The organism is Oribacterium sp. P9 (assembly GCF_046365365.1).
GTDB lineage: Bacteria > Bacillota > Clostridia > Lachnospirales > Lachnospiraceae > Oribacterium.
This window is the reverse complement of the sequence record NZ_JBKEIS010000002.1, coordinates 92,297-115,378: the sequence shown is the minus strand read 5'-3', so window position 1 is coordinate 115,378 and position 23,082 is coordinate 92,297. Positions and strand designations below refer to the sequence as shown.

General features: G+C 54.4%; 18 protein-coding genes. All 18 read left to right on the top strand.

Annotated elements, in window-relative coordinates:
* Positions 1-61 precede the first annotated feature (61 nt).
* Positions 62-1,243, top strand: a complete 1,182-nt coding sequence (locus tag ACK8P7_RS02760; RefSeq protein WP_410042702.1) for a hypothetical protein — start codon at positions 62-64, stop codon at positions 1,241-1,243.
* Positions 1,244-1,257: 14 nt separating this feature from the next.
* On the top strand, positions 1,258-2,628 hold the full coding sequence (locus ACK8P7_RS02755) for a TolC family protein (RefSeq protein WP_410042701.1): 1,371 nt from the start codon (positions 1,258-1,260) through the stop codon (positions 2,626-2,628).
* Positions 2,629-2,999: 371 nt separating this feature from the next.
* Positions 3,000-4,112, top strand: a complete 1,113-nt coding sequence (gene recA / locus ACK8P7_RS02750) for a recombinase RecA (RefSeq protein WP_410042700.1) — start codon at positions 3,000-3,002, stop codon at positions 4,110-4,112.
* 208 nt (positions 4,113-4,320) lie between these two features.
* Positions 4,321-4,881, top strand: coding sequence for a regulatory protein RecX (locus ACK8P7_RS02745; RefSeq protein ID WP_410042699.1), 561 nt, complete (start codon positions 4,321-4,323; stop codon positions 4,879-4,881).
* A 158-nt stretch (positions 4,882-5,039) separates the two neighbouring features.
* Complete coding sequence (locus tag ACK8P7_RS02740; RefSeq protein WP_410042698.1) at positions 5,040-5,738, top strand: hypothetical protein; 699 nt, start codon at positions 5,040-5,042, stop codon at positions 5,736-5,738.
* Positions 5,739-5,921: 183 nt separating this feature from the next.
* Positions 5,922-6,368, top strand: a complete 447-nt coding sequence (locus ACK8P7_RS02735; RefSeq protein ID WP_410042697.1) for a MarR family winged helix-turn-helix transcriptional regulator — start codon at positions 5,922-5,924, stop codon at positions 6,366-6,368.
* 297 nt (positions 6,369-6,665) lie between these two features.
* Positions 6,666-8,159 carry a ribonuclease Y gene (rny, locus tag ACK8P7_RS02730; RefSeq protein WP_410042818.1) on the top strand — a complete coding sequence of 498 codons (1,494 nt, stop codon included), beginning with the start codon at positions 6,666-6,668 and terminating at the stop codon, positions 8,157-8,159.
* 497 nt (positions 8,160-8,656) lie between these two features.
* Complete coding sequence (locus ACK8P7_RS02725; RefSeq protein WP_410042696.1) at positions 8,657-10,375, top strand: putative manganese-dependent inorganic diphosphatase; 1,719 nt, start codon at positions 8,657-8,659, stop codon at positions 10,373-10,375.
* Positions 10,376-10,500: 125 nt separating this feature from the next.
* The gene (locus tag ACK8P7_RS02720; protein WP_410042695.1) at positions 10,501-11,025 is read left to right on the top strand and encodes a shikimate kinase; all 525 of its coding nucleotides are present in this window, start codon (positions 10,501-10,503) and stop codon (positions 11,023-11,025) included.
* A 34-nt stretch (positions 11,026-11,059) separates the two neighbouring features.
* Positions 11,060-13,693: an NYN domain-containing protein gene (locus ACK8P7_RS02715; protein WP_410042694.1), complete on the top strand. Its 2,634-nt coding sequence runs from the start codon at positions 11,060-11,062 to the stop codon at positions 13,691-13,693.
* Positions 13,686-15,212, top strand: coding sequence for a sensor histidine kinase (locus ACK8P7_RS02710; RefSeq protein ID WP_410042693.1), 1,527 nt, complete (start codon positions 13,686-13,688; stop codon positions 15,210-15,212). Before ACK8P7_RS02715 ends, ACK8P7_RS02710 begins: the two co-directional genes overlap by 8 nt.
* Positions 15,213-15,341: 129 nt before the next feature.
* Positions 15,342-16,160: a response regulator gene (locus ACK8P7_RS02705; RefSeq protein WP_410042692.1), complete on the top strand. Its 819-nt coding sequence runs from the start codon at positions 15,342-15,344 to the stop codon at positions 16,158-16,160.
* A gap of 250 nt (positions 16,161-16,410) precedes the next feature.
* Positions 16,411-17,574, top strand: a complete 1,164-nt coding sequence (locus tag ACK8P7_RS02700; protein WP_410042691.1) for a TRAP transporter substrate-binding protein — start codon at positions 16,411-16,413, stop codon at positions 17,572-17,574.
* Between the two features lie 97 nt (positions 17,575-17,671).
* Positions 17,672-18,232 carry a TRAP transporter small permease gene (locus ACK8P7_RS02695; RefSeq protein WP_410042690.1) on the top strand — a complete coding sequence of 187 codons (561 nt, stop codon included), beginning with the start codon at positions 17,672-17,674 and terminating at the stop codon, positions 18,230-18,232.
* 2 nt (positions 18,233-18,234) lie between these two features.
* Positions 18,235-19,569 carry a TRAP transporter large permease gene (locus ACK8P7_RS02690; RefSeq protein ID WP_410042689.1) on the top strand — a complete coding sequence of 445 codons (1,335 nt, stop codon included), beginning with the start codon at positions 18,235-18,237 and terminating at the stop codon, positions 19,567-19,569.
* 102 nt (positions 19,570-19,671) lie between these two features.
* Positions 19,672-20,172: a YcxB family protein gene (locus tag ACK8P7_RS02685; protein WP_410042688.1), complete on the top strand. Its 501-nt coding sequence runs from the start codon at positions 19,672-19,674 to the stop codon at positions 20,170-20,172.
* A gap of 78 nt (positions 20,173-20,250) precedes the next feature.
* Positions 20,251-21,360: a TRAP transporter substrate-binding protein gene (locus tag ACK8P7_RS02680; protein ID WP_410042687.1), complete on the top strand. Its 1,110-nt coding sequence runs from the start codon at positions 20,251-20,253 to the stop codon at positions 21,358-21,360.
* 18 nt (positions 21,361-21,378) lie between these two features.
* Positions 21,379-22,782: a UDP-N-acetylmuramate--L-alanine ligase gene (gene murC, locus ACK8P7_RS02675; protein ID WP_410042686.1), complete on the top strand. Its 1,404-nt coding sequence runs from the start codon at positions 21,379-21,381 to the stop codon at positions 22,780-22,782.
* The last annotated feature ends 300 nt before the right edge of the window (positions 22,783-23,082 follow it).

Below are 23,082 nucleotides of genomic sequence, written 5' to 3'. Positions count from 1 at the left end.
CATTGGCAGAAACAGGCGGCGGACCGCCGGGATGTGACGGTCCGTCGAAAAGGAGAGTTCAATGAAGAAAAGCAGAAAGCAGATGACCGCCCTGACGCTCGTGCTCAGCATGGCGATGTCCGGACAGGTCCTCGCCGTGACGGGCGCGACGGTGGACTATGCGCCGGCGCAGACCTCCTATGAGCGGGAGCGGACGGTGGAGCAGTGGGCGACGCTGCGTGATGATGTGATCAGCTGGGATGAGCTGCAGGACCTCGTGCATGAGTACAATCCGACGGTGTCGGCGATGTGGCTGAACTACCGGAATAACGAGAACAGCGGCACCTATGACCTCGACTACGATGATGTGCTCGACGCCATCGAGAGCACGTATTCGAATTCGCTGGGAAACGGAGACATCTCGGATGCCACGGCAGAGATGACCCGGAGTACCTCGCTCGCGGGGATCGAAACGACGATTCAGAATTCGGACCGTCAGATCGTGGAGCTCACGAATCAGAAGACCGAGCGGAACATGACGGAGGCCATCCGGCAGCAGATCATCGCGATCTATACCTCGGAGCTTACGAAGGAGCTTGATCAGCTGACGGCGGAGTATAACGAGACGAAGATAGGCGTCGCCGAGCGGAAGCTGCAGGCGGGCACTGGTACGGAGCTCGAGGTGCTGACGGCACAGAAGGCGGCGAAGGATGCCGAGGCTGCACTGCAGGCCGCGACCGCGGATGCCACGAAGGCACGGCAGACCGTGCTCGTGAACCTCGGCTGGAACTATGATGCGACGCCGCAGATCTGTGCGGTGCCGGAGGTGACGGACGCGATGATTGCGGCACTCGATCTCGCCCAGGATACGCAGACGGCACTTCAGAATAATTATCAGCTGCGCATCGATCAGCGGAAGCTCGCGCTCGCCGAGAGCGACGGCACGAAGAACACGACGCAGATCACCGTGACGAACGACGAGAATCAGGTGCAGTCAAACATGACGGCCCGCTACAATGCCGTCCTGAGTGCACAGAATGAGCTTCGGAAGGCGGAGCTGAATCTTCAGAATCAGCAGACGACCCTCGGACGTGTGACCCGCAGCTACGCAGCAGGCGCGGCGAGTGCGCGTGATCTCGAGGATGCACAGTACAGTGCGGCGGCAGCAGAATATACCGTGAAGCTCGATCGCTATGCGCTTCAGAGTGCATACTTCAGCTACCTCGCCGGCCGTGACGGCCTCGCGGGCAGCAGTGCGTCCTGACGTGACGGATAAGCATGCATCTGATCGATCAGCGTGACGAGGGCGTACAGGGTACGCCGGAGTTGTATGGCTGCACAGGTCGTAAGCGTGCCTGCCACGACGATGATCGTATAAACAGGAGAGTGACGATGAAGAAGAAAAAATCTATGACCGCGCTTCTGATCCTGACGCTCGGTGCCTACGGCTTAGGATCGCCTGCATTGGCCGCGACCACGATCGTCAGCCATCCGCTGTACGGTGAGAGCCACACGCTGACGGGGCAGGATGCCTCAGGGCGTCCGGACGGGATGGATGACGCCACCTGGGCAGCGCTCATGGATGATGTCATCGAGTACAGCGAGATCCCGGATCTCGTGGAGTACCGGAGCATCATCGGGCGCACGCAGACGGCGATGATCGATGGACGAGCCGACGGCATGGTGCAGATGACGAATGCGCTGTCGAGTACGATCCGTGATCTGAGAGATACCATCTCGGATCTCCGGGATCGGGCGGCAGATAGTACGAGCGCGGAGGAGAAGCAGGCGCTGCTGATGCAGGTGCAGGTGCTGGAAGGCATGATCGGTACTGCCGGCGGCACGGGTCTGGCCGGAAACCAGAACCAGACAGAAAGTGGTATTTCGACCCTTGTGACGAAGCTGAAGCAGGGACTGCACCCGACGAAGGTGGCCCTGATATCCGGCATGAACGGTGCTTTCGTGGGCTACCAGAGTCTCGTGGAGCTTCGGGAGATGTACGCGGACCAGGTCGGGATGTACGAAGGGATGTATGAGCGTGCTGTGCGGCAGCAGGCTCTCGGTTCGGCGACGGCACTCGAGGTACAGCAGGCGAAGGTGAATCTCGATGGCGCGAAGCTGAGCCTCTCCGACACCGAGGAGAAGCTGCGTTCCGTGAAGGACGCCATCGCGCTGACGCTCGGATGGAATGCGGCGGATACCGCGAAGGTGACGATCGGAAAGCTTCCGGCGTATGACGCGGGCTTCATGGCCGGTCGGAACATCGAGGCGGACATCGCCGAGGCACGGCTGCATAATGTAGCCTATGGCAGTGCGATGGGGACGGTCGATAAGAACATCACCGGCTATACCGCGACGGATATCCAGCGGAGGTCGGCGGAGCAGAACCTCAATATCACGATGACGGAGCTCTATAACACGGCCGTGCAGGCGGGGACGACTGCGGAGTCGGCGCAGCTCGGCTTCCGGATCGCGGACCGTCAGAAGGACTCGGCGGAGCGTATGCTGGCGGCCGGTATGATGAGCCTCACGGATTATAAGGCCGCATCGGTGCAGTATATCGCATCGAAGATGCAGGCGGACATGTCCGCCATCAACGCCTCTGCGGCGGTGCTGAACTACCAGAACGCACTGCAGGGAATTCTGTGAGCCCTTCGCTTTCATCGTGGTATGGTGGTTTCCGATGTACCTTCGGAAGAGACACCGGGTTCCAGTCCTGACTGTAATAAATTTTTTAATGAACGATGTGCAAAATTATGCGCGCCCCGTGTGCTAGGATACGGGATGTCGGAAAGCTTGAAAAAGCGTCTCCTGTGCGGGTTTTGTGCATCGTTTTTTCTAGTCTGTCCGCAGACTAGAACTATGGTCCGCAGACAGACTATGGTCGGTATAACGACTATATTCAAAGAATAAACACTATGCTATACTTCGTGCAAAGGAAATAGTAACTCCTTGACAGAGATGGAATTTAAGCTTAAAATGATGAATTAAAAGAACATACGTTTTTATGGAGGATAGACATGGCAGCGAAGACCAGTAAGGCACCGGTTGACTATAATCAGGATCATGAGCAGAAGCTGAAGGCCCTGGATGTGGCACTCACACAGATCGAAAAGAATTTTGGTAAGGGCTCGATCATGAAGCTCGGTGAGTCCGCCGCAAATCTAAATATCGAAACCGTACCGACCGGATCCCTTTCCCTGGATATCGCGCTCGGTGCCGGCGGCTACCCGAAGGGAAGAATCATCGAAATCTATGGACCGGAGTCCTCTGGTAAGACGACGCTCGCGCTCCATGCCGTGGCCGAAGTACAGAAGCGTGGCGGGATCGCCGGCTTCGTCGATGCAGAGCATGCACTGGATCCGAAGTACGCGCAGAACATCGGCGTTGATATCGATAATCTCTATATTTCCCAGCCGGATTCCGGTGAGCAGGCACTGGAGATCGCCGAGACGATGGTGCGCTCCGGCGCGATCGATATCCTGGTCATCGACTCGGTCGCAGCCCTCGTTCCGAAGGCGGAGATCGATGGTGAGATGGGCGACAGCCACGTCGGTCTGCAGGCTCGACTCATGTCGCAGGCGCTTCGTAAGCTGACGGCGGTCATCGCGAAGTCGAACTGTATCCTGATCTTCATCAACCAGCTGCGTGAGAAGGTCGGCGTGATGTTTGGAAGCCCGGAGACGACGACCGGTGGACGGGCACTGAAGTTCTACGCCTCCGTACGACTGGATATCCGTCGGGTGGAGACCCTGAAACAGAACGGGGATGCCGCCGGTAACCGTGTACGTGTAAAGGTGGTAAAGAACAAGATCGCCCCGCCGTTTAAGCAGGCAGAGTTCGATGTTATGTTCGGCGAGGGTATCTCGAAGGCCGGTGACGTCCTGGATCTTGCGGTCAATGAGAACATCGTCGAGAAGTCTGGAGCATGGTTCGCCTATAATGGCGAAAAGATCGGACAGGGCCGTGAGAATGCGAAGGAGTACCTCCGTCAGAATCCGGCGGTCATGGCGGAGATCGAAGGCCTCGTACGCGAGAAGTACGGCCTGCCGAAGGACGAGTTTGCTGAGGCGGCAGCTGCGGCTGCGCAGCAGATGCCGGATACAGACACGGAAGAGCAGGATGAAGTATAAAGAACGCAGATACTCTATAACCCGGGTACGTATCAGTGGGTGAGAGAAGTGCGGATGTAAGCATGATAATCATCAGCCGGATGATCCTTTTGGATGATCCGGCTGGCTTTTTCTGTATATGATAGAAAAGAGCAATCGGTTTTCACGCATGATCGGACCACGGAACGTTTTCATGTCTTCGGTCAGCTGTATGTGAAAGGAAGATGAATTGAAAAGTCTGGAAGATTTTCAGAGAGAGCATGGTGGCGGTGAGCGATATGTGCTGGATCCGGATCAGCTGAGTGAGCGGGAGAAGCTCGTGAATCGCTGCAAGGAGCGCTGCCTCTATCTCATCGAGCACGCAGAGAAGAGCGAGTCCCGTCTCCGGGAGAAGCTTCGGAAATCCGGAAAATACACAGAGGACATCATCGATGAAGCGATGAAGATGCTGAAGCGCTATGGGTACATCGATGACCGTCGTTTCGCCGAGCAGCTGATTAAAACCTATGCCGGACAGAAGTCGCTCCGGGAGATCGAGCAGAAGCTCTACCAGCGGGGCGTCGGACAGGCGGAAATCCGCGCGGCGATGGATGCCTTCCGCGCAGACGACCAGCGCGCCGGCGACGCGGAGCTTGCAGCCGTGCAGCGGGCGATTCGTAAGAAGTGTAAGGATACGGAGGCACTCGGCGTAGAGGAGAAGCGGAAGCTCTATGCCGCACTGCTCCGGAAGGGCTTCAGCTATGAGCTCGTGACGCGGGCACTGGCGCTCGATGCTGAAGAAAGCCTGTAGCTTCTTCCCCCTGCAGCCTTGACAGATGATCACAGGAAGCGTAAAAGATGGGGATGAAGCATCGGTATCGATGCGCGGACGCATACGTACGTGAGAGGCTGCATGAGAAGATGAAGAACAGGGGAGATACAACAGAATCCGAAAAAGCAACATCCGTAATGGAATCTGAAAACAGTGAATCCGGGATGCGAGAGGCGCTGGCGCGGGATCAGAGGTATGGAAAGCCGGTCGTCGTCGCCGGCATCGTGCTGATCGCGATGGAACTCTGGAAGCAGCTGACGCTGTGGCTTCTCGTGGAGGGCGGACAGTATAATGTCTGGTACTTCCCGTTTCAGCTCTGTTCCCTCCCGATGTACCTCGCCCTCCTTTATGGTATGCTGCGGAAGCGTACAGGGCGGCGTGCCTTCATCATCAAACGGGCCCTCCTGACCTTTCTGCAGGACTACGGCTTTCTCGGCGGTGCACTGGCACTGATCGTACATGAAGGCCTCCTGCATCCGGGACATCCGCTGTTGACGGCTCATGGCTTCATCTGGCATATCGTGATGCTGCTGACGGCGCTCTATATTCATGCCACTGGACTTTCGGACAGATCCTGTCGGGGATTCCGGCGTACCCTCCCGATCTTCGGCATCGCCGTCGTCCTCGCAGAGCTCATCAACATCGCACTGCATCGCTATGGCGACTGTGATATGTTCTACATTACGCCATATCATCTCAGCTCTCAGCCGGTATTTCGTTCGATCGATGCCGTCATCGGACGCCCGGTCGGGATCCTTCTGTACCTCGGCTGCGTCGTCCTCGGTTCCTTTCTCGTGCATCTCCTCTTTTCGTTACGGTCACCGTTCAGAAAGTAGGGGTCCCCGGCTTAGATTTCACCGGTCTCGTAGTACTGCGCCTTCGTTGCCGCCCGTTCGGGCCCCACTGCCTGAACGGTGACTCGTTACTGCGGAGCAGATCTGTCGTGCAAAATATAATTGCATGCCCGGGCCGCATATGCTAAGATACCGATTCGTGACGAAAAAAAGCCGGAGGGTATCATGGCAGATAAATACGATTGCTTAAAACTGGAAAACCAGCTTTGCTTCCCGCTCTATGCATGTGCGAAGGAGGTCGTACGGCACTATAAGCCGTTCCTTAATAAACTGGATCTGACCTATACGCAGTACATCGTGATGATGGTGTTATGGGAGAAGAAAAGTGTGAACGTAAAGACGCTCGGAGAGAATCTGTACCTGGATTCCGGTACATTGACCCCGCTGCTGAAGCGACTTGAAACGAAGGGACTCATCCGACGGGCCCGCTCTCACAGCGACGAGCGTGCGCTGGATGTCTCCATCACCGAGAAGGGCGAAGCGCTTCGGGAAGACGCACTCGATATTCCACAGGAAATCAACGCATGTATGCAGCTTCAGAAGGATGAGATCCATGCACTGTATACACTGCTTTATAAGACCCTGGACGGCGTTGAAGCGTCCATCGCATAGGAAACGCTATGTATGAAAAACTGTTCGCAGCCTGCTGCGGGCAGTTTTTTGTTCTTCCCCTTTTTGTTGACATGATTGTTATATTTATATAAAATTAAATGGTTGAGTTAATGTAATTTGAAAATAATTTCAAATATAAGCTGTATTATAAATAGAATTGGTCTGGGCCGGGACGGACAGTCTGCCGTTTTGACTCGTTCACATATCTGTTTGTACATTAACAACATAATAGTGAAGGAGGAACACAAAGTGACCATCGTTATCGTTGTGGCAGTGGCCGTTGTGGTGGGCCTCATCATGTTCTTCGCTGGAACAAACAAGGCAAAGAGTGACTTCGAAAAGACAGTCGGCTCCGCTGAGAAGAAATCCAGAGAGATCATCGATGATGCGATCAGAACAGCTGAGAATAAGAAGCGTGAAGCTCTTCTCGAGACGAAGGAAGAGGCGTTAAAGGCGAAAAACGATCTTGATAAGGAGATCAAGGACCGTCGTAAGGAGGTATCCGATCTCGAGCATCGTATGCTGAAGAGAGAGGAAGCCTCTGAGAAAAAGGCTGTGGCCCTGGATCAGAAGGAACAGGAACTCCGGAAACAGCAGGATCGGATGCAGCAGAAGGAAGCCGAGATCGACGAGCTGCATAATCAGAAGGTGACGGAGCTCGAGCGTGTGTCCGGTCTCACGAGAGATCAGGCGAAGTCAGAGCTTCTGAAGTCCCTCGAAGAGGACACAAAGCACGATTATGCGAAGATGATTCGCGAGTATGATAATCAGGCGAAGGAAGAGGCCGAAAAGAGTGCCCGCAACTATATCGTGGATGCGATTCAGCGTTGTGCAGCTGATCAGGTGACCGAGTCGACCGTTTCCGTCGTGCAGCTTCCGAATGATGATATGAAGGGCCGCATCATCGGCCGTGAGGGACGTAATATCCGTACACTGGAGCAGCTGACCGGCGTAGAGCTGATCGTCGACGATACGCCGGAGGCGGTTGTTCTTTCCGGATTTGATCCGGTGCGTCGAGAGGTCGCAAGAATCGCCCTCGAGAAGCTCATCGTCGATGGACGTATCCATCCGGCGAGAATCGAAGAGGTCGTAGAGAAGGCACAGAAGGAAGTCGACGAAACCATCCGTGAGGAGGGTGATGCCGCTGTCCTCGAGGTCGGTGTACACGGCCTGAATCCAGAGCTGGTGAAGCTTCTCGGCCGTATGAAGTTCCGTACCTCCTATGGTCAGAATGCACTGCGTCACTCCGTTGAGGTCGCCCAGATTTCCGGACTCCTCGCCGAGGAGCTCGGACTCGACGTTCGTATGGCGAAGAGAGCCGGTCTGCTGCATGATATCGGTAAGGCTATCGATCATGATATGGAGGGAACGCATGTCCAGCTCGGCGTCGATCTCTGCAAGAAGTACCATGAGCCGGAGGTGGTCATCAACACCGTGGCATCCCATCATGGCGGTACCGAGCCGACATCTCTGATTGCCTGCCTCGTCGCCGCAGCCGACGCGATCTCCGCAGCCCGTCCGGGCGCACGTCGTAAGTCTCTCGAGACCTACACGAATCGTCTGAAGGAGCTCGAGGATATCACGAACTCCTACAAGGGCGTAGAGAAGTCCTTCGCTGTTCAGGCCGGACGAGAAGTACGTATCATGGTTGTCCCGGATCAGGTATCCGACGATGATATGACCATCATGGCACACGATATCGCGAAGCAGATCCAGGATCAGATGCAGTATCCTGGCGTCATCAAGGTCAACGTGATCCGCGAATCCCGCGCCGTAGACTACGCGAAGTAAACAGAATAAATCATCATATGATGTAGAGAAATCCCTGCAGGCGATGCCCTGCAGGGATTTCTTATATATTCACAGAACTGTAGGATTTTATGCGTGGTGCTGACCGATGAGCTTTCAGTCGGAAGGTTCTCCCTGAAATGAGGAGACCCCGGTGAAGCCGAAGCTCCACCGGGGCAATTATGAAAAATCTATCAATTGGAGAAAAATACCAACATTCATATCATACAGAGGATTTTCTTTATCTAATTTTCTGTACATTGTTAATATAGTATCGAAATATGAATAAATTATGAACAAACGGTAAATGCTTTTCACTTTTCGAAATATTTTGACTGCCGCTGGAACCGTCATCTTTAGCCGCCCCTCCGGGTCCCCTGTTTGAGCAGTAAAGTAACCGCTCACCGGCCATGTCCCTTTTCGAGTACCTGCATTGAGTTGCCGTCGCATTTGTGGTAACGTATAACAAGGAAACTTAGCTTTATCTGTGAGGAGAATACATGCCGAAAAATAAAACACTGATCCCACACAACACGGAGCGTGAGGTGCTGGTTACGGGCCATCGTAACCCGGATACCGACTCCATCTGCGCTGCGATCGCATACGCAAACCTGAAAAATAAAATCACTGGCAGCAGTAAGTACATCCCTTGCCGCGCCGGCGAGCCATCCCGTGAGACCGCCTTCGTCCTCGATTACTTCGAGGTTCCAGAACCGCGGCTGATCACCACCGTAAAGACCCAGGTCTCCGATATCGAGTACCGTCAGACCCCGGGTGTAAATAAAAACATGTCCCTCAAGAAGGCATGGACCATCATGAATGAGGGCAATGTCGTCACCCTTCCAGTCGTCACGAAACGGAACGCCCTTGAAGGCGTCATCACCATCGGCGATATCGCGAAGTCCTATTTCAATGTCTATGACTCGCAGATCATCTCGAAGGCACATACGCAGTTTTCAAATATTCAGGAAACACTGGAAGCGACCGTCGTTACCGGTGATGTCAAGCGCTTCTGCACCGAGGGTAAGGTGCTGATCGCAGCCGCAAACCCGGAGATGATGTCCTACTATATCGAGAAGCACGACATCGTCCTCCTCGGAAACCGTGCGGAGAATCAGCTCTCTGCGATGGATAACGGTGCCGACTGCATCATCATCTGTGAGGGGGCCGATGTTTCTCCGACCATCAAGGCACTGGCCGAGCAGAACGGCATGATCATCATGGTCACCAGCTACGACGCCTATACCGCAGCGCGACTCATCAACCAGTCGATGCCGATCAACTACTTCATGACGGAGGATGATATTATCACCTTCACCGAGGACGATTTCGTGGATGATATCCATGACATCATGGCAAACAAACGTCACCGTGATTTCCCGGTCCTCAGTAAGGACGGTACCTACCTCGGCATGATTTCCCGCCGAAATCTCCTCGGAAATCATGGCAAGCAGGTCATCCTCGTGGATCATAACGAAGCCGGACAGGCGGTCGAGGGCATCGAATCTGCCGACATCCTCGAGATCATCGATCACCATAAGATCGGTGCCGTGCAGACCATGTCCCCGGTATACTTCCGAAACCAGCCGCTCGGCTGCTGCTCGACGATCATCACGATGATGTACCGTGAGAGCGGCGTAGAGATCGATCGTACGACGGCCGGTCTTCTGATGTCTGCGATCATCTCCGACACCCTGCTCTTCCGCTCGCCGACCTGCACGCCGAAGGACGAGAAGACCGCACGTGAGCTCGCGGAGATCGTCGGTGTCGATATCGAGAAGTACGCCTTCGATATGTTCTCCGCCGGCTCGAACCTGAAGGGAAAAACCATCAAGGAAATCTTCTACCAGGATTTCAAGCACTTCAAGGCCGGCAAGGTCGACTTCGGTGTCAGCCAGGTGACCTCCCTGAATAAGGAAGAGCTCGAAAGCATGAAGGACAAGCTGGAGGATTTCGCCCTTGAGGCGATGAAGATCGAGGGGATCGACATGAGCTTCATCATGCTGACCAACATCCTCGAGCGCAGTACCGACCTCCTGGCCATCGGAGCCGGCGCAGGTCCGCTCGTGAACAATGCCTTCGCCGTAGAATCTGTGCGGAGACCTGCACGAAGCGAAGACGGGAAGGTGCTCGATGCCTGGTCCGTCGAGCTTCCAGGTGTGGTTTCCCGTAAGAAGCAGCTTGTGCCACAGCTCACCCTTTTCGCCGAACAGCTGTAAACAGACATTCGTGCAGTCTGAAGCGGCAGTCGTGACGAATGCACCGGAGGGCAGACTTCTGGCTCCGACGAGCGGAGGCTGAAGTCCGCCCTTCAGACGTTAAAACAGAACAGAGAGGAGACACTATGAATATTACGATGATCGGAATGCCATCCAGCGGCAAGTCTACCGTCGGGGTACTGCTGGCGAAGCGACTGGGAATGAACTTCGTGGATGTCGATATCGTCATCCAGGAGAAGACGGGGAAGCTTCTGAAGGAGATCATCGCTGAAAAAGGACAGCAGGGTTTCCTGCAGGTCGAAGGCGATATCGCGGCAGGTCTCGATGTGGAGAACGCGGTCATCGCACCGGGCGGCTCCATCTGTTACGAGGATTGGGCGATGCAGCACCTCCGTTCCATCGGTAAGGTCGTCTACCTCGACATCAGTTACGATGAGATGGTACGCCGCATCGGGAACATCGTCGACCGTGGCGTCGCGATTCCGGAGGGATACACACTGAAGGACCTGTATGATGAACGCACCCGCCTCTATGAAAAGTATGCGGATATCCGCATCGACGAGCGCGGCAAAAGCCTGGGACAGGTCGTGGATGAGCTGCGCAGGATCTTCACAACACAGTATAAGGATGAACTGAAGCTGCCGAAGTAAATCTGGCAGCACAGGAAGAGCAGGAAAAAACGAGATGGCAGATAAGTATACGAAACGCCTGGTGCTGGGCATCCTTGCGCATGTAGATGCAGGAAAGACGACCCTCTCGGAGCAGATCCTCTACAGCTCCGGACGCATCCAGAAGCTGGGGCGTGTCGATAAAGGTGATGCCTACCTCGATACAGACCAGATGGAGAAGGAACGCGGTATCACCATCTTTTCGAAGATGGCGAGCTTTCAGCTTCAGGATATCGCGGTGACCCTCCTCGATACGCCGGGACATGTGGATTTTTCCGCCGAGATGGAGAAGACTCTGTCCGTGATGGATTATGCGATCCTCGTGATCAATGGTGCCGATGGTGTACAGGGACACACCGAGACCCTATGGCGTCTGCTGGAACGCTACCATGTTCCGTGTTTCGTGTTCGTAAACAAGATGGATCAGCCGGGGACGGAGAAGCCGGCCCTGATGGCGGATCTGGAAAAGCACTTCGGTATGAGCCTCGTTGATTTCAGCGAGGCCGGTCGCTATGCGATGTCCGACGCGCTGAAGGAAAATATCGCCATGTGTGACGAGCACTGCATGGAGCGCTTCCTCGAAACCGGTGACCTCGAGCCGAAGGATGTACGGAACATGATCCTCGACCGGAAGCTCTTTCCGGTATTTTTCGGTTCGGCCCTGAAGGGCGATGGCGTGGAGGCACTGCTCCAGGGGATGTACCAGCTGATCGAAATTCCGCTCTATCCGACGAGCTTCGGGGCCCGCGTGTTTAAGATCGGACGGGATGCGCAGGGCCATCGCCTTTCCTATATGAAGATTACCGGTGGCGAGCTGAAGGTGCGTACCGAGCTTCTGCCGGGCGAGAAGGTGCCGGAGCTTCGGTTCTACAGCGGTGTGAAGTATACCACTGCGGATACGGCGGAAGCCGGATCTGTCGTGGCGATCCCGGATCTTCCGGGACTGAAGACCGGCGACAGCCTCGGCTGTGAGCCGGCAGGACGTGACCCGAGTCTGCGCCCGGTGCTGGACTATCAGCTCGTATCCGAAGATGTGGATGCGCTGGAGCTCTATCGGAAGCTGCAGTCGCTCGCCGACGAATTCCCGGAGCTCCATATCCGCTGGGACAGTGCGCAGAAGGAGATTCACATTCATCTCATGGGTGAGGTCCAGACCGAGATCCTGAAGCGTATGGTGAAGGAACGCTATGGTATCGAGATCGGATTTTCGGCCGGTCGCATCCTGTACCAGGAAACGATTGCAGGACCGGTCGAGGGTGTGGGCCATTTCGAGCCGCTTCGACACTATGCCGAGGTGCATCTTCTGCTGGAGCCGCTCCCGCGTGGCAGCGGTCTTCAGTTCCGAACCGACTGCTCCACCGATGCGCTGGCCATCAACTGGCAGCGTCTCGTACTGACCCATCTCAAGGAGCGGGAGCATATCGGTGTACTCACCGGCAGCCCGGTCACCGATCTTCGTTTCACACTCGTGGCCGGACGGGCCAGCAACAAGCATACCGAGGGCGGCGATTTCCGTGAGGCGACCTACCGTGCGGTGCGCCAGGGACTCCGGAAGGCGGAGAACATCCTGCTGGAGCCGTACTATGCCTTCACGCTCGACATTCCGACCGACTATATCGGCCGTGCGATGACGGATCTCTCGAATATGAATGCACACTTCGGCTCTCCGGAGATGAAGGGGGAGCGGGCAGTGCTCGAGGGTACCGCACCGGTCGTTCGGATGCGGAACTACCATCAGGAGCTGATGGCCTACACGAAGGGTCTGGGTAGTCTCTCTCTGCGCTTCAGCGGTTACGACCGCTGTCATAATCCGGAGGAGGTAATCCTTGCCCGGGGCTATGACCCGGATCAGGATATCCTGAATCCATGCTCCTCCGTTTTCTGTGCGCATGGTACCGGCTTCATCGTGCCGTTTGACGAGGTGGAGAGCTACATGCATGTCGAGTCGCCGCTCGAGCTGGAGGGCCCGGTGGAGAAGCGCGACTTCGAAGCGGATGCCCTGCGCCTCGAGCGTATGCATGAGGGCAAGAAGGACGAGGGCTACAAGAGCGGCGGTCATTACATCGCGGATCAGGAGCTCGAGGATATCTTCGTGCGTACCTACGGACCGATCAAAAACCGGGCGAAGGACATGAATATCGCGAGTGCCCGCACCATTCGTGCACGGGAAAAGGAAGAAAATCTCGCAGAGAACCGCCGGACGAAGAAACCGCTGGTGAAGAAAAAGAATTATCTGCTCGTGGATGGCTATAACATCGTATTTGCCTGGGAGGAGCTGAAGGCACTGGCCGCGGTGAATCTCGATGCTGCGCGTGGAAAGCTCCTCGATATCCTGTCGAACTATGCCGGCTACACCGGCATCGAGCTGATCGTCGTGTTCGATGCCTATCGTGTGGCAGGGCATGTCGTAGAGCAGACGAAGTACCATAATATCTACGTGGTCTTCACGCGGGAAGCGATGACGGCCGACGAGTACATCGAGGAGGAGACCCACGAGCTCTCGAAGCAGTATAACGTCACCGTGGCGACCTCAGATAAGGTAGTGCAGGTCATCACCTGGGGAAGTGGTGCCGTCCTGTGGTCCGCCCAGGACCTGCTTCGCGAGGTGCAGCGCTGTGAAGGAGAGATCCGAAAGGAGTGGCATGTTTAAACGTCAGTGGTGGCGTATGTCCATCGACCGGAAGGTGCAGAGCTTTGCGGCTGTGATCGTATTCATCATACTGGTCTCGGCCGGCTTCGCCATGTTCACGATGAACTATTCTCTCCGGGACTACGGTCAGCTCCTCGATGAAAACCGCGCCTGCCAGTCCTTTATGAAAGCGATGGAAGAGGAGGGCCTTGCCTTCGACAGCTATGTTTCTGCCGGTACCGAAACGGCACGGGATATGCTCGAGAAGGCGATTCACCGTACGGAACGCTCGATCGAAGCGCTTCCGTTTGATTATGAAATCATCGGAGCGGAACGTTATGCCCGTACCTGGAATATCCGGAATGCGTATCAGCAGTATGCGGCGCTCCGTGATGAGATGCTGTCTGACAGCATGAACCGGACCGGCTTCCTGAAGCGTCTCAATGAATACAATCAGCGGGAGGATTACCTCGAGCAGTATTCCCGCCGGCTGCTGCAGCTGACCGTAGAGGCTGGCTCGAGTGCGTATACCGAGAAGCTCCCGCTCTTCCGGGTGCTGCCGTTTATTTTTATCAACTTCACCCTGATTATGCTCGTCATCGTCGTGGAGATGGGAAACGTGATGAAGGAATCCATCGCGAAGCCGGTTCGGGAGCTCAGCCAGGAGGCGCAGCGCATCGCTCGTTCCGATTTCTCTGGAGAGGATATCCATGTAGAAAACCGGGACGATCTCGGTGAGCTCGTGTCGATCTTTAACGATATGAAGCATGCGATGGAGGAGAATATCCAGACGATTCAGGAAAACCATCGGATGACAGAGCTGCTGCAGCAGGAGAAGCTCGAGAACAGCGAGATGGAGAAACGGCTCAATGCCAATCGGCTCGAGCTGCTGAAGAGTCAGATCAACCCGCATTTTCTCTTTAATACACTGAATATGATCGGCTCCATGGCGGATCTCGAGGATGCCCCGACGACCGAGAAGATGACGCAGTCGCTTGCACAGCTCTTCCGGTATAATCTGAACACACGCGAGCAGATCGTGCCGATCGATATGGAACTCCGCATCGCTGAAAACTATATGTATCTTCAGAAGATGCGTTTCGGAAGTCGCATACAGTATCAGGTGAACACGCCGGAAGACGTCAGCCATATTCGTATTCCGTCCTTTACGATGCAGCCGCTGGTGGAAAATGCCATCGTACACGGTCTGTCGAAGAAGGAGCAGGGCGGTACAGTCTCGGTTACCGTGACCGAGGATTCGACGAGCGAGATCGTCACCCTCCTGATCGAGGACGACGGACTGGGCATCGCGGAAGAGCGGCTGTCTGCACTGAACGCCCGCATGCATAACCCGGAGGAAAATAAGACGGCGCGGATCGGCATCGGTCTCGGCAATATCTATCGCCGGATTCGTACACTCTATCCGGAGGGTGGCGATCTCCGCATTGACGCAAAGGAAGGCGTCGGTACACGCATCACACTGACGATCCCACAGGAACGGGAGGGAGTGGAACCGCGTCCGGCGCTGGAGGGGGTCTGACCCCATAAACTTCGGCTTTAGATTTTGTTTAGAAAAATTTTATGGGGTCAGACCCCCTTACGAAATTCTTAAGACGAACGGGAGCAGATCCCGTCAGGTTTCAGTTTATATGGAGGAAAGGAGCTTGGTATGTACAGAATCCTGGTGGCAGATGATGAGGCCATCGAGCGGAAGGTACTGTTGAAAAAGCTGCGCCAGAAGTTCGGTGAGGAATCGGCGGTATTTTATGAGGCGGAGAACGGACGTGAGGTACTGAAGCTGTATGAGGAAAAGGGGGCGGATATCCTGCTGCTGGACATCGAGATGCCCGGTATCACGGGACTGGAGGCAGCGGAGCAGATCCGGCAGAAGGACCGGAACTGTGCCATCCTCTTTCTGACCGCCTTTAACGAGTTTGACTATGCGCGAAAGGCGATTTCCGTGCATGCGCTCGATTATCTTCTGAAGCCGTATGATGAGACGGAGCTGTTTCTCTCGATTGATTCGGCGATGCACTATGTCGATCAGGTGAAGGCGGGTCAGCTTCAGCCGCTGCCACAGGTGGAGACGGAAGCAGCGGCAGGTGGATCCTCCGGAGTGGAAACGCCGGGGGAGGGCGAAGCAGACCACGCGCAGGAAGAGAGTGGTGAGGACCGGATCGTATCCCGCATGCGCCGCTACGTGGAGGCGCATTATATGGAGGACGTTTCCGTGCTCGATATCGCAAGTGCCTTCGGCTACAGCGAGGCGTACTTCTGTAAGCTCTTCAAGCAGAACTTCGGAAAGAATTTCGTGACCTATCTGACAGAGTACAGGGTAGAGCTCGCGAAGAAGGCACTCGCTGAGCTTTCCTGCAACGTAAAGGAAGTCGGCCAGCGGGTCGGCTATGCGGACAGTAATTATTTCACGAAGGTGTTCCGCCGGATCACCGGCATGAGCCCATCTGAGTATCGAAATCAGCTGGGCTGATTGTTCATAAAAACGTCATAATGGTGAGAGAAGCCATAATCTGTTGTGAGTATCGCACAGATTATGGTTTCTTGTTTTGTGTACTTTGATAAAAGTGAATAACAAATGTGAACAAAATGTTAAAATAGTACGGCAAATGTCAGAATTTTCCTCTGTTTCCACGCAGGATTGTTCTTTATAATGTGCTTGTGTGTGAAAGACATCCGCAGAGTGTGGATGTCAAAATTATACAAAATGGAGGATATCTATTATGAAGAAGAGAATCTTAAGTGGCGTTCTCGCCGCAACCATGGTTGCATCCCTTGCAGCCTGTGGCTCATCCAAGCCGGCTGAGACCACTGCAGCAGCTACCACTGCAGCAGCAACCGAGGCAGCTACTGAGGCCGCAGCTGAGGAGACCACTGCAGCAGCAGAGGAGAAGACGACCGAGGCCGCAGCAGCAGACGGTGAGTACACTGTAAACGAGGCTGCAGCAGCTGATCCGGCGGTTACCCTGACCATGGCTGAGGTTAACCCGCTCGAGGGTACTATCTGCGGACAGATGGATACCAAGTTCAAGGAGGCTGTTGAGGCAATCTCCGGTGGTTCCATCACCATCGACCTTCAGGCATCCGGCGTACTCGGCGCAGAGCAGGACGTTCTTGACTCTATGCTCGGCGGTGGCGGAGACATCGATATGTCCCGTATCTCTGCATTCGCGCTGACTTCCTACGGCGCATCCAAGTCCGTTCTTCTTTCTCTCCCGTACGTTTTCGAGTCCAGAGAGCATTTCTGGAACTTCGTACACAGCGATCTCGGTGCAGAGATTCTGAACGAGTCTGAGGAGGCTGGTGTTGGTATCAAGGGTCTCTTCTACGGCGAGGAGGGCTTCAGACACTTCTTTACAGTTGAGAGCAAGCCGGTTTCTACCGTTGCTGATCTTAAGAACATGAAGATCCGTGTTTCCAATGACCCGATCATGCAGAAGATGGTTTCTTCTCTCGGTGCAAACCCTGCATCTGTTTCCATGACCGAGCTTTACTCCGCACTTCAGACAAACACCGTTGATGGTGCTGGTCAGCCGATCGCAAACTACGCTTCCAACCGTTTCGACGAGGTTGGTCCAAACCTTACACTGGATGGTCACACACTGGGTGCAATCGAGGTTGTTATCTCTGATGAGTCCTGGAACAACAAGCTGACCGACAACCAGAGAGACGTTATCACCGAGGCTTCCAAGATCGCTTCTGATTACTGCCAGAAGATCGCTGCTGAGACTGAGGATAAGGTTCTCGAGGAGCTCAAGGGTCGTGGCTGCAACGTCATCGAGATCGCTGACAAGTCCGAGTGGGAGGCTGCATGCGCACCGATCACCGAGGAGTATGCTACCGGCGAGCTTAAGGATGTGCTTGATCAGATCAAGGCACTTGCTTAATCTGTAAAAAAGTAACCAAACGTCATTTTCGAATGACATGTAGTGAGGTGCTCACGGCGTGTCCGTGAGCACCTCATAGTTTTAGAAGGGGGATTCTATGCTTGACGCTTTAAAAAAGTTTGAGCCAATCTATGATTGGGTTTACAAAATCGTCATGGTGCTCTGTAAGCTGCTTCTCGTGGCTGATATCCTCATCATGACCTGGGTTGTACTGGGACGTTACCTCACCTTCTTACCGGCGCCAGGCTGGGGCGAGGAGACGATCCTGACACTGATGGCCTATATGTCCGTGCTTTCTGCGGCACTGGCTATCCGTCGTAATGCGCATATTCGTATGACGACCTTCGATCGTTATCTTCCGACGGGGCTTCTGAAGGCCTTGGATCTTCTCGATGATATCGCTGTCATGGTACTTGCGTTCATCATGCTGATCGTCGGTTGGAAGTATGCAAACGGCATCGGTGCGAAGGGTTCCTTCATCTCCATGCCATGGCTCAGTAAGAAGTGGATGTATTTCCCGATTCCGCTGGCCGGCTTCGCGATGATCTTCTTCGAGCTGGAGCGCTTAGTGATCGATATCGAGCACATTCTGGATAAGAATTATAAGCCGGATGACGGCATGCATTTTGATACACCGGATGAAAAGGAGGCGAAATAATTATGGCAAATACAACCGCTATTGCAGTTCTCCTGATTACATTCTTCGCATTGGTTTTCCTTAGAGTGCCGATTGCGTACTCTGTAGCACTTTCATCGGTCTGCTGCCTGATGTATCAGGGACTTCCGCTGAACACCGTTGCACAGCAGATGGTAAAGGGTATTTCATCTTTCTCCCTGATGGCCGTTCCGTTCTTCATCACCATGGGTGTATACATGGGAACCGGTGGTATCTCTGAGAAGCTGCTGGATCTGGCAGACGCCTTCGTCGGCTGGATGACCGGTGGTCTCGCCATGGTAAACATCCTGGCATCCTACTTCTTCGGTGGTATCTCCGGATCCGCTTCTGCAGATACCGCATCCCTCGGCTCTCTTGAGATCCCGATGATGGTAAACCGTGGTTATGATGTTGACTTTGCGACGGCTGTTACCATCGCATCCTCTGTTGAGGGTATGCTGGTTCCGCCATCCCACAATATGGTTATTTACGCGACCACGGCAGGTGGTATCTCCATCGGTTCGCTCTTCCTCGCAGGTTACCTTCCAGGCGTTGTTCTCGCAGGTTCCCTGATGATCGGTTCCTACATCATCTCGAAGAAGAGACACTATCCGAAGGGTGAGCCGTTCTCACTGAAGAGACTGGGACGCAGCCTCGCAACCTCCATCTGGGCACTGCTGTGCATCCTGATCGTCGTAGTCGGTGTCGTAGCCGGCGTGTTCACAGCGACGGAGTCTGCTGCGATCGCCGTTATCTACTCACTGCTTGTATCGATTTACGTTTATAAGGGTATCACCTGGAAGCAGGCATGGGCGTGCCTCGACAGCTGTGTAGAGACCCTTGGTATCGTGCTGATCCTTATCTCTACCTCCTCGATCTTCGGCTACTGCCTGACCAGACTCCATGTTCCGGATCTCGCAGCAAACCTGATCACCGGTGTTTCGAACAACCCGGTTGTCATCGCACTGCTCGTGAACCTCATCCTTCTGATCCTCGGCTGCATCATGGATATGGCGCCGATCATCCTGATTTCGACCCCGATCCTTCTTCCGATCGTTATGTCCATCGGTATGGATCCGGTTCAGTATGGTATCATCCTCGTTCTCAACTGTGGTATCGGTCTTCTGACACCGCCGGTTGGCTCGGTTCTCTTTATCGGTGCAGCGATTGCGAAGCGTCCGATGGAGAAGATCGTCGTAGCGATGCTTCCGTTCTATGTAATGATGGTTGTCGCACTCATGATGATCACCTTCATTCCGAACATCTCCCTCCTCATTCCGAAGCTCTTCGGATATGTACAGCAGGGTACCGGTGTTCTTTCCATGATCGGCAAGCTGTAAGCAGCGTGTCTACATGTGAATTTATGCGATTAAAAAGCGCGGCGGTTGAATCCGCCGTGCTTTTTTTATAAGATGGATGCAAACAGGAAGAGAGGTGCATGCATGCGTTATCATTTTAAATACAGAAACGGCGTGAAGGAGATGTGGGAGCTCGCGATGATCTATCAGTACAGCTCGCTGGTTGGCGTGGTCAATGTCGTCTTTACCTTCGCGATGGCGGTCCTCGCGGGTGCCAGCTACGGAAATCACTGGATGGGCTGGCTCATCGTTTCAGCGATCGGTACAGTTTATTTCCCGCTCATTCAGCCGCTTATCGTTTATGTTCGATGCAGAAAAAATGCAGTGAAGATCCAGGAGGATACAGAGCTTGCATTTTCGGAGGAGCATATCTATATCACCGTAGGGGAGCAGCACCAGACACTGACATGGAAGGAAATCTATGCGGTTCGTCGCTTTCTGAATCTGACGGTACTGTACACTGGACGTGGACACGGACTGGTGATTCCGGGCTATGCCTTTCAGAGTAAAGAAGAAAGCAAATCCTTCCTGCAGTTTGCAGAGGCAAGTGCAGTGAAGGCTCATCCGGCGAAAAAGACGAAGTGACGGTAGACAGTGAAAAGACGCAGTGACATGAAGAGACAGACGATTTTTTCTTTCAGAGGACGCAGAAAGTGCCTGCTGTTGAGTCTTGGCGGCGTCGTTCTGCTGAGTCAGCTGCCTGGATGCAGTACGGCAGCGGCCGATGCGTCGAAGAAGGCGAGCTCGCAGAGTACAGGCGGTGCCGGTGTGGCGTCGACAGCGAGTGCGGATGCTGCGGGGATCACAGACGCACAGACGAATCAGTCGCAGACATCACAGGAGAGGCAGAGAAAGGTCCCGGAATATGTGTTCAGCTATGCCGATAACCAGACGGGCAATTATCCGACCGTCCAGGCAGCACGCCGCTTTGCAGACCAGGTGAACCAGGAAACCGATGGCCGCATCGAGATACGTGTATATCCGAACGCAGAGCTCGGGGATGAGGATTCTACGGTACGACAGGTATCCTATGGTGGCATCGATTTCTGTCGTTGTTCGCTCTCGAATCTGCCGGACTATAGTGAAGAAACGCTCGTACTGCAGCTGCCCTATCTATATGAGGACCGAGACCATATGTGGCGGGTACTGGATGGGGAGATCGGTGCACAGGTGAAGGACAGCTTCCAGGGAAGCGGTATGGTTGCACTTTCCTGGTTTGATGCCGGCGTTCGTAATTTCTATACGACGGATGAAGCGATCCACTGCCTCGAGGACATGCAGGGGATGAAGATCCGTGTCCAGCAGGCAGAACTCGCAGAAGATATGGTCGAGGCGCTGGGGGCGGAAGCCGTGCCGATCGTCTACGAAGCCGTCAAGGATGCGCTGCAGACCGGTGAGATCGATGGCGCGGAAAATAACTGGGCGTCCTACGAGGCGATGCAGCATGACGAAATCGCCCGGTACTATACCGTGGATGAGCATATGCGCGTTCCGGAGCTGATGCTCGTCAGCAGTGCGACCTGGGAGCAGCTTTCCGCGGAGGATCAGGCGACGATTCAGCGCTGTGCGGATGCGGCCGGCCTCTATGAGCGTGAGCTCTGGACGGCACGTGAAACGAGTGCACGGGAGAAGTGCCTTCGGGAGGGCACCGTCGAAATCGTGCTGCCAGAGCGGGAAAAGAAGCGCTTCCGGGATGCGGTTTATCCTCTTTACAAAAAGTACTGCGGGGATTATGCTGAACTCGTTGAAAAAATCAATGAAATAAGAGATTGATAAGAAGGTAGAGAATATATGTATCAGATTCAGTTTGATAAGCCTGTACACGTTCATTTCATCGGTATCGGCGGTATTTCCATGAGCGGTCTCGCCGAGATCCTGCTCTCACGGAAGTTTCCGGTGTCCGGCTCTGACAGCCATGAGTCAGCATTGACCGACCAGCTGGCAGCGCAGGGCGCGGTGGTCCACTATCCGCAGATGGCAGAGAACATCACAGATGACATCGACGTCGTCGTCTATACGGCGGCGATTCACCCGGATAACCCGGAGTTCAGAGCCGCACAGGAGAAGAATCTCCCGATGCTGACCCGGGCCCAGCTTCTCGGTGAGATCATGCGGAACTATAAGGAGGCGATCAATGTCTCGGGCACCCATGGAAAGACGACCACGACCTCGATGATCACGGAGATCCTGCTCGAGGCGCATAAGGATCCGACCGTTTCTGTCGGCGGCATGCTGAAGGACATCGGTGGAAACATCCGCGTCGGTGGACAGGAGACCTTCGTCGTGGAGGCCTGTGAGTACACGAACTCGTTTCTCAGCTTCTTCCCGACCATCGAGGTCATCCTGAACGTCGAAGCCGATCACCTCGACTTTTTTAAGGACATCGATGATATTCGTCACAGCTTTAAGCTCTTCGCAGAGAAGCTGCCGGAGGATGGCCTGCTGGTGATCAATAAGGACATCAAGCACAGTGAGTATTTCACGCAGGCGCTGAAGTGCCGGGTAGTCACCTTCGGACACGAGAAGGATGCAGACTATACGGCAAACTTCATCAGCTACGATAAGTTCGCACACCCGAGCTATACCCTTTTCTATAAGGGCGAAGAGCTGGCACAGGTGGAGCTCGGCGTTACCGGCGAGCATAATATCTATAACTCGCTTGCGGCGGTTGCCGTCGCTCGCTCTCTCGATATCCCGATGGAGACGATCCTGCGTGGTCTGAAGCGCTTCACCGGTACAGATCGCCGATTCCAGAAGAAGGGCAGTGTGAACGGCTTCACCATCATCGATGACTATGCGCATCATCCACAGGAGATCGCAGCGACCATCGAGGCGGCGAAGAAGTATCCGCACCGGAAGCTCTGGATCGTATTCCAGCCGCATACCTACAGTCGTACGGCGGCGCTGCTGGATGATTTTGCAGGCGCGCTGAGCCAGGCGGATGAGATCGTGCTGGCGGACATCTATGCGGCACGAGAGAAGAACACCATCGGCATCAGCTCCGATGATCTGCGGAAGCATATGCTCGAGCAGAATACAAATGTATATTACATTCCGAAGTTTGAAGACATCGAGGACTTCCTCCTGCAGCATGTAGAGGAGGGGGATGTCCTGATTACGATGGGCGCGGGCGACATCTATAAGGTCGGCGACGACCTGCTGAAGCAGCCGGGTGCCATCGTGGAAGAAGCCTGATCAGACGAGGCCAGAACCCCTTACGCGGGTTCTGGCCTCATTTTGTATTACGAATCCCGCCGGGCCACCTGCCAGATCCGACTGAAAATGTAAGCGTTTACCAAAAAGAAATAAGTTTTCATCAACAGATATTAATGGAAATCCACCGCTATGCTGTGGATAAACACCGGATTGTACTATTTAAATACAATCCGCTGCCGCTCTTGACATCGATTTTACGCGCTTTTACACATTGCAATAAAATTGTAAACAATTTAGAATCGAGATGTAGGTCTTGACTTTTCAGCTGTGAACATTATC